General features: G+C 50.6%; 12 protein-coding genes. 7 read left to right on the top strand and 5 right to left on the bottom strand.

Annotated features, from left to right (window positions below; genetic code table 11):
• Positions 1–68: 68 nt before the first annotated feature.
• Positions 69–1,766: an L-lactate permease gene (locus Undi14_RS03595; protein ID WP_200177927.1), complete on the bottom strand. Its 1,698-nt coding sequence runs from the start codon at positions 1,764–1,766 to the stop codon at positions 69–71.
• 395 nt (positions 1,767–2,161) lie between these two features.
• Here Undi14_RS03595 and Undi14_RS03590 point away from each other — a divergent pair, with 395 nt between their 5' ends.
• Positions 2,162–3,043 carry a dienelactone hydrolase family protein gene (locus Undi14_RS03590; RefSeq protein ID WP_200177926.1) on the top strand — a complete coding sequence of 294 codons (882 nt, stop codon included), beginning with the start codon at positions 2,162–2,164 and terminating at the stop codon, positions 3,041–3,043.
• A gap of 209 nt (positions 3,044–3,252) precedes the next feature.
• On the top strand, positions 3,253–3,954 hold the full coding sequence (locus tag Undi14_RS03585; protein WP_317889242.1) for a ZIP family metal transporter: 702 nt from the start codon (positions 3,253–3,255) through the stop codon (positions 3,952–3,954).
• Between the two features lie 80 nt (positions 3,955–4,034).
• Here the strand turns inward: Undi14_RS03585 and Undi14_RS03580 are convergent, their stop codons facing one another.
• The 3 genes from Undi14_RS03580 to Undi14_RS03570 form a co-directional block, all read right to left on the bottom strand.
• Complete coding sequence (locus Undi14_RS03580) at positions 4,035–4,901, bottom strand: sulfurtransferase (protein ID WP_200177925.1); 867 nt, start codon at positions 4,899–4,901, stop codon at positions 4,035–4,037.
• Between the two features lie 41 nt (positions 4,902–4,942).
• Positions 4,943–5,863, bottom strand: coding sequence for a DMT family transporter (locus Undi14_RS03575; protein ID WP_200177924.1), 921 nt, complete (start codon positions 5,861–5,863; stop codon positions 4,943–4,945).
• A gap of 63 nt (positions 5,864–5,926) precedes the next feature.
• Positions 5,927–7,027: an SRPBCC family protein gene (locus Undi14_RS03570; protein ID WP_186896396.1), complete on the bottom strand. Its 1,101-nt coding sequence runs from the start codon at positions 7,025–7,027 to the stop codon at positions 5,927–5,929.
• A 542-nt stretch (positions 7,028–7,569) separates the two neighbouring features.
• Here Undi14_RS03570 and Undi14_RS03565 point away from each other — a divergent pair.
• Positions 7,570–8,502: a triacylglycerol lipase gene (locus Undi14_RS03565; protein ID WP_200177923.1), complete on the top strand. Its 933-nt coding sequence runs from the start codon at positions 7,570–7,572 to the stop codon at positions 8,500–8,502.
• Between the two features lie 50 nt (positions 8,503–8,552).
• Positions 8,553–9,524: a lipase secretion chaperone gene (locus Undi14_RS03560; protein ID WP_200177922.1), complete on the top strand. Its 972-nt coding sequence runs from the start codon at positions 8,553–8,555 to the stop codon at positions 9,522–9,524.
• Positions 9,525–9,570: 46 nt separating this feature from the next.
• Here Undi14_RS03560 and Undi14_RS03555 read toward each other — a convergent pair whose 3' ends face one another.
• Positions 9,571–11,784, bottom strand: coding sequence for a DUF1631 family protein (locus Undi14_RS03555; protein WP_200177921.1), 2,214 nt, complete (start codon positions 11,782–11,784; stop codon positions 9,571–9,573).
• Positions 11,785–12,195: 411 nt separating this feature from the next.
• Between Undi14_RS03555 and Undi14_RS03550 the strand changes: the two genes are divergently transcribed.
• From Undi14_RS03550 to dxs, 3 genes are read left to right on the top strand one after another with little or no spacing between them, the layout of a single operon-like run.
• Positions 12,196–12,468, top strand: a complete 273-nt coding sequence (locus Undi14_RS03550; protein WP_186884790.1) for an exodeoxyribonuclease VII small subunit — start codon at positions 12,196–12,198, stop codon at positions 12,466–12,468.
• Positions 12,465–13,352, top strand: a complete 888-nt coding sequence (locus Undi14_RS03545) for a polyprenyl synthetase family protein (protein WP_200177920.1) — start codon at positions 12,465–12,467, stop codon at positions 13,350–13,352. The genes Undi14_RS03550 and Undi14_RS03545 overlap by 4 nt, the downstream gene beginning before the upstream one ends.
• A gap of 13 nt (positions 13,353–13,365) precedes the next feature.
• Positions 13,366–15,237, top strand: a complete 1,872-nt coding sequence (gene dxs, locus Undi14_RS03540) for a 1-deoxy-D-xylulose-5-phosphate synthase (RefSeq protein WP_200177919.1) — start codon at positions 13,366–13,368, stop codon at positions 15,235–15,237.
• Positions 15,238–15,381 lie beyond the last annotated feature (144 nt).

The raw sequence follows: 15,381 nt of genomic DNA, 5'->3' as shown, positions 1-15,381 counted from the left end.
GACGAAGACAGTACGAATAGTACGGCTAGGAGCCATAACGCCGCTGGGGCGGTTTTGCGTAAGTCCTATTAATGTACCAGTGAAGTGAACGGTGCAACGTAGGCTTGCATAAACACGAAGAAGCCAACCAGCACCGCCAGCGCCAGACTGTGGAAAAACACGAAGCGCAGAATCGTGCCTTCATGTCCATACCAGCGTGTGGCGGTACTGGCGACCACGATACTCTGCGCATCGACCATCTTGCCCATCACGCCACCCGAACTGTTGGCAGCAGCCATCAGCACCGGGCTTAAACCCAATTGCTCTGCCGTGGTTTTTTGCAAGCCACCAAACAACACATTGGCTGCCGTATCCGAGCCTGTCAGCGCCACGCCCAGCCAGCCGAGCAACGTACCAAAGATAGGGTAGAAAGCACCAGTGTGTGCAAACACCAGACCCAGCGTGGCATCAGTGCCGGAATAGCGTGTCAGATAACCCAGCGCCAGCATCAGCACAATGGTCAGCAGCGAATAACGTACCAGCCAGATCGTGCGGAAATAAATTTTGACCAGATCAATCGGTTTGTATTTCATCAGCAAGCCGCTAATGATGGAGGCAAGGAAAATCCCGGAACCTGTGGCCGACAACCAGTTCAGCGTATACACCGCTGCTTCTTTATGCGGCTTGGCGACGACAGGGGCGACCTTCTCGACCATGTTATGCAAACCGGTAAATGGAATCTTGAACACAGAAATACCATCGACCCATTTTTTGAATTCAGGTATGCCCCAGATAAACACTAACGCCGTTAAAATCACCCACGGCATCCATGCCAGCACCAGCGCACGGGTATCGTGTTTTTTGAAAATCGCTGCCGCGGCATCGGCTTCATGACCATGCGGTTTTTCACTTTCCAGATCCGGTTCGCCGGAATCGGTTTCATGTCCGTTGAGTGAAGTCGACGTCCAGATTTTTTTCGGTTTCCAGACTTTCAGGAACAGGATCAGGCTGACCATAGACACAATCGCCGCGACCACGTCCACCAGCCACGGGCCATGGAAGTTCGACACCAGATATTGCGGAATCGCGAAGCTCAGACCGGCAACCAGAATCGCTGGCCAGATTTGCAGCATGCCTCGAAAACCGGCAAACGCCCAGATCAACCAGAACGGCACCAGCAAAGAAAATAAGGGTAACTGGCGACCGATCATGCCGGACAACTGCATCAGGTCGATGCCTGTCACTGCCGCCAGTGCGATGACCGGCGTGCCGAGCGCACCATACGCCACCGGCGCGGTATTCGCGATCAGGCACAGGCCAGATGCCGCCAGCGGAGAAAATCCCAGACCGATCATGATCGCTGCTGTGACGGCAACCGGGGTACCGAAGCCAGCCGCGCCTTCAAAGAAAGCGCCGAAGCAGAAAGCGATCAGCAATAACTGTATGCGGCGATCATCGGTGATACCGGTCAGGCTGTCCTGCAATACAGAGAATGAACCGTTTTCTATGGTCAACTGGTGCAGGAAAATAATATTCAACACGATCCAGCCAATGGGCAGCAGACCAAATGCCGCGCCAAAACCTGCCGCATTCCATGCCAGCCCGGCAGGCATGCCGAAACCAAAAATCGACACTGCTAACGCGCTCGCTAAACCAAGACCCGCAGCGTAATGCGCCTTCATATGACCAAATGCAATACATCCCAGCATCACAACCACAGGTATCGCCGCCATGAGGGCGGACAACCATATATTGCCTAGCGGGTCGTAAACCTGACTCCAGACCATTTCTATCTCCATTGTTTTAAAAGCGCGTGCGGACAATTGCCGCTATAGCGGCGATAGTACGACAGGAAGCAGCTCAGTTTTCGCGTTGCACAGATGAAATGATTTTCAACTATTGTTGAATAATTCGATGCTTTCCTTAAAACAGAATTGCGCTTTAGTTAAAGCTGCCTTATTTGATGCGGCAACGTTGCACACCGCAAAACCGTAAAAAGCAACAACGCGATGCCGCGCTGACGTTATAGTGCGCGGCCAAAGTGCCGTATATGCCTGCGGCAATTGACGTGATCGCGCTAACCGGGGCGGCTTCAGAACAATTTTTCTTTTCAGGTTAATATCTTTCGCACAGCTGCTCACCCGTTTGCAGCTTTCCCCCAAAAAAACCACCGGAGATCACCATGCAACTTGAAAAAGACTGCCGCAGCCTGATCGGGCATACGGATGTTGATGAAGGCATCAATCGCAGAAATTTTATTCAGACAGCAGTCGGCGTCGGCTTTGCGGCAGCAGCACTGCCCGTGTTTGCGCAAAGTGTGATTAAAACCGATACCAAAGGCTTGAGTGCAGGTGTGGTTTCGCTCGACATCAATGGTCAGAAAGTACCGCTCTACTATGCGCAGCCAGAAGGTAAAAGTAATCTGCCGGTGATACTGGTGATCTCGGAAATATTTGGCGTGCATGAGCATATCGCGGATGTGGCGCGGCGCTTTGCGAAACTGGGTTATCTGGCTCTGGCACCGGAATTATTTGTCCGTCAGGGTGATGCCAGCAAATATACTTCGATTGCGGAACTGATGAAGGAAGTCATTTCCAAAGTACCGGATGCACAAGTCATGAGCGATCTGGATGCTGTGGTTGCCTGGGCGGGCAAGAATGGAGGCGATTTGCAACGTCTTGGTATCACCGGTTTCTGCTGGGGCGGGCGCATCACCTGGATGTATGCGGTGCATAACCCTGCCGTCAAAGCGGGCGTCGCCTGGTATGGTCGCCTGAGCGGTGACGCCAGCGCACTCACGCCCAAGCACCCTATGGATATCGCTGCCAGCCTGAAAACACCGGTACTCGGTTTGTACGGGGCGAAAGACACGGGCATCAGCGTGGAATCAGTCAAGAAAATGGAGGCGGCGCTGGCGCAAGGCCATAGTCACTCTGCGTTCAACATCTATGAAAATTCCGGTCACGCTTTTCATGCAGATTATCGGGCTAGCTACGTGGAAGCTGATGCCAAAGATGGCTGGAGCCGTTGTGTCGCCTGGATGAAAGCCAACGGCGTCGCCTGATTGCTGCTGTAAAAACACGGGGTGCCATCAATATTATGAGTATTGAGGCAACCCGCAAAAGCATGCGTGCATTTGCGTAAATCGCCAGCCTGTGCTTTAATTTGCAACCTGGTTGCAAATTATCCCCGAGGCTCAAAATTCACTCCACGCTGTTATCCATCCTTTTTACCACCGCGATTGCCGGGGTATTAAGTATTTCTGCCGCTGCCATTTTTTCATTTTCACTGCTGACCAAAATGGTCGAGCGCATGGTCAGCCTGTCTGTCGGCATCATGTTGTCGACATCCTTGTTGCACGCATTACCAGAAGCGTTTGAATCAAAAGCCGATACGCGTTCTTTATTCGCCTGTTTGCTGGCGGGCTTACTTGGATTTTTTCTGCTGGAAAAATTTGCTGTTTTACGCCATTCACATCATCACGAGGGCGATGGACATCATCACGAACACGGCCATGATGCACACGAAGCAGGCAAAGCTGGCTGGATGATACTGGTCGGCGATGGCATGCATAATTTTACCGACGGCATCCTGATCGCAGCAGCATTTCTGGCCAATCCTGAATTAGGCTTTGTCACCGCATTTGCCATTATTGCGCATGAAATTCCGCAGGAAATCGGTGACTTCATTGTTCTGCTGAATGCCGGATTCAGCCGCATGCGTGCCTACATGTACAACCTCGCCTGCAGCATGATGGGCGTGCTGGGCGGCGTGATCGGTTACTTCACACTGGAACGTGCGAGCAATCTGATTCCGTATGTATTAGTGATGGCATCGTCCGGCTTTATTTATATTGCCGTCAGCGATCTGATGCCGCAAATGCAGCGCCGCGCAACGATGCGGGAAACGATAATACAAGTGATACTGGTCACCATGGGAATATTGCTGGTGCTGTTTGTCACGCGCCACAGATAAAACACAGCGGGCATAAAAAAAGGAGCTGAATAAGCTCCTTTTTTTATGCCTTAAACTGAGTTAAACGGTACAGCCATGCATCAACGCGCAACCGGACGCGACGCATCGGCGCACCATTCACTCCAGGAACCCGGATACAAGGCTGCACCCGGTAATCCGGCCACTTCCAGCGCCAGCAGATTATGGCAAGCCGTCACACCGGAACCACATTGCATAATCGCTTTGCCTGGATCCGGCAATAACGCCCGCCATTCAGCGTTTAACTCAGGCGCTGTTTTAAAACGGCCATCGGCTTGTAAGTTATCTTTGAAAAAGCGATTCAGCGCACCGGGAATGTGTCCACCGACCGGGTCTATCGTTTCATTTTCACCGCGATAGCGATCTGCTGCACGGGCATCAATCAGCTTGCATTCCTGAGTGTCTATATTTGCCAATACCTGATCCACATTCACTTGCCCGACTAGCGACGTCTGAACGCAGATATTACCTGGGCGTACAGAAGGCAGCGCCGTTGTCACCGGCAATTGCTGTGCTGTCCACACCGGGAAGCCCCCATCCAATACGGCCACCGCCGCGTGTCCGACCCAGCGCAACATCCACCATAAACGTGCCGCAAACATTCCGCCCTGCGCGTCGTAAGCGATGACCTGACTGTCATGATTAATCCCCAGATCGCGCAAAGTCTGAATAAACGCCTCTTTCTCTGGCAACGGGTGACGACCGCGGAACACACCGTTGGCGGATAATTTAGGTGCGGATAAACGCTGATCGAGATGAACAAATTGTGCGACTGGCAAATGCCCCACGTCGTATGCTGTCTGGCCTGCATCCGGATTCATCAGATCATGGCGGCAATCCAGCACGATCCAATTATGGCCTGCATCGCTGCTGAGTTGGCTGCTGAGTTGGCGGGCCAGATCTGCAGCACTGATCAAGGTGGTATACATCGTCTTCTCCTAAAAAATACATCGCGGACAATCAGGTAATTTTATTCTGAACAAATCGCATCTCTGTGAATCGGTGACCGGTCTGCTCTGGCATTATAAAAAGTGGCAATTAAGCCGCTGCATAAAATCACAGCGATGCCGACCCAGCTTAACCATGCCAGACTCTCATCCCATAACAACATATCCCACAAACTGGAAAACACGATGCCCACGTATTGCAGATTCGCCGTCACCAGCGTATTACCAAGGCGATAAGCACGGGTCATCGCCATCTGCGCTGAAGCGGCGGTAAGGCCTATCGCCAGCAGCAAGAATATGCCGCGGCTATCCAGATGATGCCAGACGATTTCTTGCGCGGAGGCTTGTGCGGATTTAGCAATCAAAGTACCGAGCACACCAGCAATTGCACAAGTCATGGAAAAATAAAATACCACGCGGTATTCCGGCTCACCCATCAATCCCATTTTTCTGACTTGCATATACGCCCATGCGGCCAGCATGCCAGAAACCAAGGCGATAATGCCACCCACCACCTGATCCGCATGTATGCTTGGACGCAACAACAGAACCACGCCGATGAACCCCAGCAAAATGGCGACGATAGGTTGCCAGGTCAGGCCGCGCTGCTTATGCCACCATGCACCGATCAGCATCATCGCAGCGATCCATATCGGTGACATGTAATTCAGGGTAACGGCCATCGCCAACGGCAACTTACCGATAGAGTAAAACCATAACCATAAGGCCAGCACACCCACCGCACCGCGCACCAGATGCTGAGACGGCATCGGTGTCTTCAAGGTCCCGCCCTGAATTCTGGCCAGCATGGCAATCATCAGCATGCCGATCAGGCCGCGATAAGCGACGATTTCAGATGTCGAATAATCCGTTGAGGCCAGTTTGACGCAAACACCCATAATGGAAAACAAAAAACTGGCAAGCAACATCCACAAAGACTGCATAAAGACCTGACTCCAAAAGACAGGGGAGGCACGCGCCTCCCCTCTTCAACTATCTGAACGACCTCAGATTTCTATTTTTTTCCGGTACCACTCATGGAAATGCTGCATGCCGTCTTCCATTGGTGACTGATAAGGCCCGACTTCGTTTTCACCGCGATCCAGCAGGATTTTACGACCGGCATCCATGCGTACACCAATTTCATCATCCTCGATACATGTCTCCATATAGGCGGCACGTTCAGCTTCGATGAATTCGCGTTCGAATAAAACGATTTCTTCCGGATAGTAAAACTCGACCACATTTCTGGTCTTGCCGGTGGCAGTCGGCCACAGCGTGGAAACGACCAGCACATGCGGATACCATTCGACCATGATATTCGGATACAAGGTCAGCCAGATTGCACCGTACTTAGGTGGCTCGCCGTTGCGGAATTTCAGCACCTGCTCTTGCCAGATTCTGTATTTCTCGGAACCGGATTTCAGCAAACCACTGTTCACACCGACAGTCTGCACACTGTAATCTTCGCCGAATTCCCAACGCAGATCGTCACAGGTGACGAAGCTACCCAGGCCAGGATGAAATGGTTCGACGTGATAATCTTCCAGATAGACTTCGATGAACGTCTTCCAGTTGTAATCGCATTCGTGAACCTCAACGTGATCCAGCATGTAGCCAGTAAAGTCGAGATCTTTGGTGACGCTGAGCTGCGCCATGCGCTCCATGACGTTGTAACCATTTTGCTCAAACAGCAAGCCATTCCAATTCTGCAATGGCGTGCGCTTCAGATTCATGCAAGGCGTATCTGAAAAATGCGGAGCACCGATCAGTTCACCTTTGAGATCATAGGTCCAGCGATGCAGCGGACAAACAATATTATTTGCATTGCCGCGGCCATTAAACATCAGCGCCTGACGATGACGACAGACGTTAGACATCAGCTCGATACCCTGAGCGCTGCGGACCAGCATGCGCCCTTCGTTTTCGGACGCTAAAGTTGCGAAGTCACCGAGATTCGGCACCATCAACTCGTGACCGACGTAACGAGGACCAGAATGGAACAAGTCTTTGATTTCGCGCTGTAACAGCGTTTCATCAAAATAGACATGCACCGGAAGTTGCGCGTCAGAACGCGCGAGTGTAGACAAAGAAGCCAGATCGGACATCCCCACCCCCCAAATTAATTTGCACCAACCTAAGAGAGAAAGAATCCACAAAAACCTGTTTTCGCACGGGGTTTCAATCCACGCGAAAGTTCAAACGATCAAACGACTTGAAGAGGAAATTTTGGACAGAACCGCGGATTATACCTGAATCGTCGCAGGTTCGCCCCGCAAGCAATGATTTCCTGAGAAAAATCAAATAATTAAACCAATACGGCGCACGTCTCAACGCAGACCGCTCTCATCGGCAAACAAACAACATCGATGCTTTTTAGATTAGATCGTCTAATTTCACTCTTTCACCGCATCAAAAACGCTAGTTACCACCCTCCTCACTCTGAAGAAAATTTGCTGCAAGTGCAAATATATGAAGAAAATTATTAATTACATTAACCAAGTCCAACTTTTATGCTGCATAGCAGCTTGTCTTCACCTTTCTCTGAACTTAGCCTGATTCTGGCTGATTTGACCAGAACTCGGAGAAGTTCAGTGCAAACACGCTCCCATCCGGTTTCATTTGAATTAACTTATTCGAAAGAATCAACATGAAAAAAACACTGATAACAAAGCTGATGGCGATTTTGTTTGCCATCTGCGCCCTGCCTGCTCAGACATGGGCGGCAGGGTATACGGAGACAAAATATCCTATTGTGTTAGTCCATGGTTTATTTGGATTTGACAATATTGGCCCGGTTGACTACTGGTACGGTATTCCATCGGCCCTGCGCTCAGACGGTGCGCGCGTGTATGTCACGCAAGTCGCGGCGGCCAACAGTACAGAAGTGCGCGGTGAACAATTGCTGACGCAGGTTAAGCAAATTCTTGCAGTCACTGGTGCCAGTAAAGTGAATCTGATCGGTCATAGTCACGGCGGTCCAACGACCCGCTATGTGGCATCGGTCAGGCCAGATCTGGTCGCATCAGTCACCTCAGTCGGTGGCGTCAACCGGGGCTCCGCTGTGGCAGATATTATTTTGGGCATCGCGCCGCCGGGCTCTGTGACGAACAGCGTGCTTGTTTCCGTGACTAACGGTCTGGCAAAAGTCATCAGCTTCTTGTCGGGTCAGCCTAATTTATCGCAAGATGCACTGGCTGCAGCCAATTCCCTCAGCACCGCTGGTTCGCTGAAATTCAATAGCAAACATCCGGAAGGCGTACCGACCACTGCTTGTGGTGAAGGCGCATATCAGGTCAACAATGTTGCGTATTACTCGTGGAGCGGCGCAAAACCGTACACCAATGTTCTTGACGTCGTTGATCCGGCCTTATCACTGACCTCGCTGGCCTTTGGCGGTAGCAAAAACGACGGACTGGTCAGCAGTTGTTCATCCCATCTCGGCAAGGTTATTCGTGATGACTACGCGATGAATCATCTTGATGAAGTGAATCAGACCATAGGCCTGGTCAATATTTTTGAAACGAATCCGGTGACGATATACCGGCAGCATGCAAATCGCCTGAAAAATAGCGGCTTGTAAGCAGAAACACCAGCGCTGAAGATTTTCTGAATATACCGGATCGGGATTTTATGAAAACAAGAAATCTGACTTTTCTGGCAGCGACGCTCAGTCTGATCGTCGCCTCTTTTTTTCTGATGTCGAAACAAGCTAGTCACGAAGAGCAGGCCATCATGCTGACGCCACAAGACCGCATGTTTTCATTCGTACGATCGATGGAAGGCACCAGCGTAGATGGACAAGCGACACAAGCAGACGATGGAAATCTGGTCGTCAACGCTGAATTACGACTGATGTTTGATTATTACCTTGCTGCGACTGGCGAGAAAAGCATTCCGGACATTAAACGCGAAATCGAAAACGTACTCAATCAGAAACTCAAGCCGCATGCAGCAGCGCAGGCAAAAGAATTACTGGCACGCTACCTTGGGTACAAGCAGGCATTACTCGATCTGGAGAAAAATACCGGAGCATCAGCGACAAGACACACAAATAACATGAGCAACGACATGATCTCAGCGATGCAGAACCGTTGGCAAAGCATGCAGAAATTGCGTTTGCAATTTTTTAGCACTAAAGACAATCAGTCGCTGTTTGGCTTTGATGATGCTTACGATATGGATGCACTGGCACGATTAGAGATTAGTCAAAACCCTGCCTACAGCGATAAACAAAAACAGGAAAAACTCCAAGCCCTGGACGCCACAATGTCACAGGAACTTCGCGAAGCGAAGAACGCACCATACCAGATCATACGGCTGGAAGAACAGGCGCAGCAATTACGTTCCAGCGGTGCGAGCGAAGACGACATTTACCGGATGCGGGCAGCCGCTGTCAGTCCTGAGGCAGCCAACAGACTGGCCGATCTGGACAGGGAAGAAGCAGAATGGAAAACACGGATCGCAAACTATCTTGAGCAAAGAAGGCAGTTGCTGAGCAGGGATGAAAATAAAAGTACGACTGACAAAATCGCGGCACTACAACAATTACGGGATCGGTATTTCAGTATTCAGGAACAAAATCGCCTGGCGGCGTATGAGTAAATATATCTGATGAAACTGGTTCCACCTCAGCCTGAGCAGCAATCAATCAGGCTGCTGGCTCGCCTTCCAGCTGTGCGTCCGGCGAATCCGGCAACGTCGCCAGCGCTTCTTGCAATGCGCGATCAACGACTTTATCTAACTGTAAAATCTGAGCACGTTTTTCACGGAACGCCTGTTCCAGATTTTTTGCGGAGACAGAAAAACTTTTTTCTTTTTCACTCGCGGTAAAAATATACAGGCTGCGCATAGGGCTGACCCATGCAAGCCTGACTCTGGCTATCTGCGCATTCTCCTGGGTGAACTCTATCCAGATACCACGTTCCAGCTGATGCACAACATCGACAAATTCATCGTCAGTGGTAAGCTCTTCTTGCGAGGCATTTTTCTCAGCTTCGGCACGTTTTTCCAAGCGACGTTCGGTCGCTTGCTGCGCAGCTTCAACGGCAAGTTCCAGTTGTCTGTCTGGCGACAACTCTAACGGTGCGCGCACGATAGACGCGTGGCACTCAGAAAGCTCAGCAAAAAACTGTACGCGATCGGCATCTTCCCATTTAATCAGACTCAGCCATTTATTCAGACGTGCCAGAATCGCCGGCAGACGATTTAATAATTCCTGCCGGTCTTGCAAGGTGAATTTTGGCTTCACGCTCCAGATCAGGTCATCCATCGTCTTGATCGCATCTTGCACCGCATGTGGCTTTTCATCTCTGACACTGTAAGCCAGCGTCAATACCTTAATCCACCGGCTTTCAAGGAAAGTTTCGACAAAAGCCACGACCTCGCCAGAACCAACACGAATCGCGACTTCCTGATTCGCATGTATGCTCGCCTGCTTAATTTTTTCCTTGCGGATCGCACTCTTGATCGGTGCTTCTAATGCTTGCGCATTTGCCTGCTCTTCTTTTTCGATGAAAGATTCAAGATCAGTAACAACCTCGTCAAACAAGGCAATTTCCTGATCAAACTCTTGCGACACTCGTTCGACATTGCGCTTCATCGTCTGGAACAGAGGATCTTGTGCGCCTTTGTTCTGATCCAGGGACAAACTGTAACGGGACAACAAATCAATCAGGCGACGTGCCGGATGCTGATCTTTAAAGAAAAATTCTTTATCAATTAATGCCGCCTTTAATACCGGTACCTGCAGAACGGAAATCAGTTCTTTTACCGGTGCGGGAATTGCCTGATTACGAAAAACATTATCAAAGACCTGCGACAACAAATCGAGCGTATGTTTTTCAACGCCTGTCGTCGCTACGTCTGCAACATGTTCGCGCATTTGCGACAAGCGCATTACCTCGCCTGCGCCAGACATCATCTGATTGAGTTTCAGATTCTGTTGAAATTCTGCCAGATGCTGAAACAGGCGGGACTCAGCAGGATTGGATGTAAATCCGGGATGGTCAGAGTAATTTCCGTTACTGCGCGGTGCTTGTTGCTGATGCTGTGCACCGGAAAAATAACGCTTCAGCTTTTGCGCTATGTCTTGTGAATGACTTTCCTGTTCCGCGTTTTTAGCTTCCGTTTCGTCATCCACCGCGGTGGACGTCTTGTTTTGATTGCGACGAATTTTGTAAGAATCCTGCAAATCAGGCAGGATTCCTTTCTTCACCAGAGCCGAATTAATCTCGTACAAAATCGGCTCAAGATCAAACAAAATATCTGCACGTAACAAAGGCAGTACCATTTCATGCGTTCCCACCTCAGGATCAAACTGACACCATGCTGAGTACAAAGCATTCAGCAAAATATCCGGGCGGAACGGATTCTGGGCAATACTTAATGTTTCTCGTCCAAGCAAATGCGACAGCCGCATGTTTAATGCCGCATATTGCTCTGCGCTATCAAGTTCTATTGTGCGGCTGACTCTGCTGAGAGCCAGCTTTTTATCCATTTCTTCATAACTGATCAGACTCAAATCTGCATCCGGCGCCGTACTTACTCTGTTTCCAGATTGCTTGGGTGAAATCAGCAGATCCACTTCCTGGCGAAATGCTTTTTCTACATCGGCAGACGATAAATGATAAAACGCGTACGCATTTTTTTTCAGTATCTGCCCGGCATTGAAACTCAGATTTGCTTCGCGCGAATCCATGCTTTGCTCAGACATCGCCAGGAAAGCATTCGACAAACGTGAAGAAAATGCATCCAGTTGCGACACAACCAGATGCGTTGCCAGCGGAATCAATCCACGCAACACGTCCTCAGCGGCGGCAGAGCCCGTCGCTGTTTTTACGTGTAATGGATGAAGACCGCTCATAATTGAAAAGAAAACCTTATCAGATGCAACAAATGTAGAAAATGAGACTCATATTTACGGCACTCAATAGTGGAAGTTGAGGAATTGCGCGTATCACGGATGAAATCTGATTATTTCAACAAGATCAGTGACTTACGATGCAATATACAGTCAATAAAAAGGCCATTGAGCACACTATATACGCATATTTTCCACATGGAAATGTTTTGAATGCAATTTCAGATTGCGTTCAGTATAAATCCCTACTCGCAAGCACACCGGTTTCCCAACTGAAACAATTATTTCAAATTGTAAGTAAACATCGGGACTAAAAAAGCAGAATCACCGCCAAGCTGACTTGTTTGCTCTAAAATAGAACGTTACATTTCTTTTTTGCGTAATTTCACGCGCTGTTAGTCATTAAATATCAATATGCCTAAAAAAAACGCTGGCGCAAACCAGCCGGATCCCGCCAACACGCCAGTCTCTTTTGAGGCAGCAATGAATGAACTAACCGGATTGGTGGCAAAAATGGAAGCCGGGGATCTGCCGCTGGAAGCCTCTGTCATTGCTTATCAGCGTGGCGCTGAATTAATTCAATTTTGCACTTCACAGTTGGATAAAGTGGAGCAACAAGTCAAAGTATTGGAAGCCGGAATGTTGAAATCTTTCCATGCAGACAATGGGGATGAGGATCTCACATGAGCCAACAATTCCGTGTCTGGATGCAACAAAAACAGGATCAATGCGAACGTGCGCTAGCGGCTTTCATCCCGCAAGCCTCCGTTGTTCCGCGTCATTTGCACGAAGCTATGCGTTATGCCGCGCTGGATGGTGGTAAGCGCGTTCGCCCATTACTGGTCTATGCAGCCGGACAATTATTCGATGCGCCGCAGGAAGCGCTGGATCGCGCTGCCGCCGCAGTCGAAATGATTCACGCCTATTCGCTGGTACATGATGATATGCCATGCATGGATGACGATGCGCTGCGCCGCGGCAAACCGACCGTCCATGTAAAATATGACGAAGCAACCGCCTTGCTGGTTGGCGACGCGTTGCAAGCACAGGCGTTTCTGGTTCTTTCCGAAGGAAATAGCAGTGCAGAAACCAGACTCGGACTGGTGCGCCTGCTTGCCCATGCTTCCGGCTCGGTCGGCATGTGTGGTGGTCAGGCCATTGATCTCGCCAGCGTTGGTCTGGCGCTGACACGCGAACAGCTGGAACAAATGCATCGCTTAAAAACCGGCGCTTTGCTACGGGCTTCGGTACTCCTGGGTGCCTCCTGCGGCAAAACATTAAATCCGGAAGAAACTGCTGCGCTGAATACCTATGCTGCTGCGATCGGTCTGGCGTTTCAGGTCGTCGATGACGTGCTTGATGCGACGGCTGACTCTGCAACACTCGGCAAAACAGCTGGTAAAGACGCCGCGGACAATAAACCGACGTATGTCAGCCTGCTGGGTCTGTCTGCATCGCAGGAATTAGCCCGGCAACTCTGCCGCGAAGCACACGGCGCGCTGGATTCTTTTGGCGAAAAAGCACAACTGCTCCGGGATCTGGCTGATCTGATCGTGCAGCGACAAGCATAACTAGCATCTAACTATGACGAATTTACTGCAAAAAATTAACTCTCCTGCCGATCTGCGGCTGTTGTCGCGCCATCAGTTAGCGCCGCTGGCCGATGAATTGCGCCAATACGTGATTGATTCCGTTTCCAAAACCGGCGGGCATCTGTCGTCCAATCTTGGTACGGTAGAGCTGACATTGGCGCTGCATTACGTATTTAATACACCTGAAGACCGTTTGATCTGGGATGTTGGCCATCAGACTTATCCGCACAAAATTCTGACCGGCCGACGTGATCGCATGCACACTTTGCGTCAGTGGGAAGGCATCTCCGGCTTCCCGCGCAGAGATGAAAGTGAATACGATACCTTTGGCACTGCGCATTCATCGACTTCAATTTCTGCGGCATTAGGTATGGCTCTGGCCGCCCGCACGAAAGGTGAAGACCGGCATGCGGTCGCCATTATCGGTGACGGTTCCATGACGGCAGGCATGGCATTCGAAGCTCTGAACAATGCCGGGGTGCATGAAGACATCAATCTGCTGGTGGTGCTGAATGACAACGATATGTCGATCTCGCCTCCGGTCGGTGCACTGAACCGCTATCTGGCACGTCTGATGTCCGGTAAGTTTTACGCAGCAGCGCGCAACGTCGGTAAATCGGTACTGCCTTCACCTGTGCTGGAACTCGCCAAACGCTTTGAGGAACATGCAAAAGGCATGCTGGTGCCAGCGACCATGTTTGAAGAATTCGGTTTCAATTACATCGGCCCGATTGATGGCCACGATCTCGAATCACTGATTCCGACACTGCAAAATATCCGGCAACTCAAAGGGCCGCAGTTTTTGCATGTGGTCACCAAAAAAGGTCAGGGATATAAACTGGCGGAAGCCGATCCTGTGTTGTATCACGGCCCTGGCAAATTTAATCCTGCCGAAGGCATCAAACCAAGCACGTCCGCGAAACAAACCTATACCCAGGTTTTCGGGCAATGGCTGTGCGATATGGCCGCCAGCGACCAGAAACTGGTCGGGATTACGCCGGCCATGCGTGAAGGCTCAGGCATGGTGGAATTTGAAAAGCAATTTCCTAAGCGCTATTACGATGTCGGTATTGCTGAGCAACATGCGGTGACATTTGCCGCAGGTCTCGCTTGCGAAGGTCTGAAGCCGGTTGTGGCGATTTACTCGACCTTCCTGCAACGCGCTTACGATCAGTTGATCCACGACGTCGCCCTGCAAAATCTGGATGTGACCTTTGCACTGGACCGCGCCGGGCTGGTTGGCGCCGATGGCGCCACCCACGCTGGCAATTACGACATTGCCTATTTGCGCTGCATTCCTAACATGGTCGTGATGGCTGCTTCTGATGAAAATGAATGTCGCCAGATGCTGACGACCGGGTACAACTACCCCGGGCCTGCCGCCATTCGCTACCCGCGCGGTGCCGGTATCGGCGTCAAACCGGATACTGAATTGAGCAGTCTGATTATTGGTAAAGGCGAAGTCAGACGCGAGGGCAACAAGATCGCAATTCTGGCCTTTGGCTCTATGCTGCAACCATCGCTCCACGCCGCTGACATTCTGGATGCGACCGTGGCGAATATGCGTTTCATCAAGCCGCTTGATGTCGAATTACTGAAAACTCTTGCTGACTCGCATGATGTTCTGGTGACCGTAGAAGAAGGTTGCAAAATGGGCGGCGCCGGATCGGCCGTTGCCGAAGCGATGGCCGAAGCTGGCATCTGCAAACCTTTGCTGATCCTTGGTTTGCCGGACAAGTTTATCGACCATGGCGATCCGGCATTGTTATTGAGCCAGTGTGGTCTCGACAGCAATGGCATCGTGCAGGCGATACGCGAACGCTTTAAACTCAGCGCCACATCAACACCAGCGCAAGCAGCCTGATTACCGGCACCGGCGCGATCAACGAAAAATGGCTACCGCACGGTAGCCATTTTTTTGCCTGATGGAGATCGGCGGCTGGCGAAAGACGCCTATTGAGGCAAACCGAAGCCGCTGAGATCCTAAATATACTCCCCCGAGTATATT

This window comes from Undibacterium sp. 14-3-2 (assembly GCF_016595265.1).
Lineage (GTDB): Bacteria > Pseudomonadota > Gammaproteobacteria > Burkholderiales > Burkholderiaceae_D > Undibacterium > Undibacterium aquatile.
The sequence above is the reverse complement of the archived record's forward strand: the minus strand, read 5'-3'. Positions and strand labels throughout refer to the sequence as shown.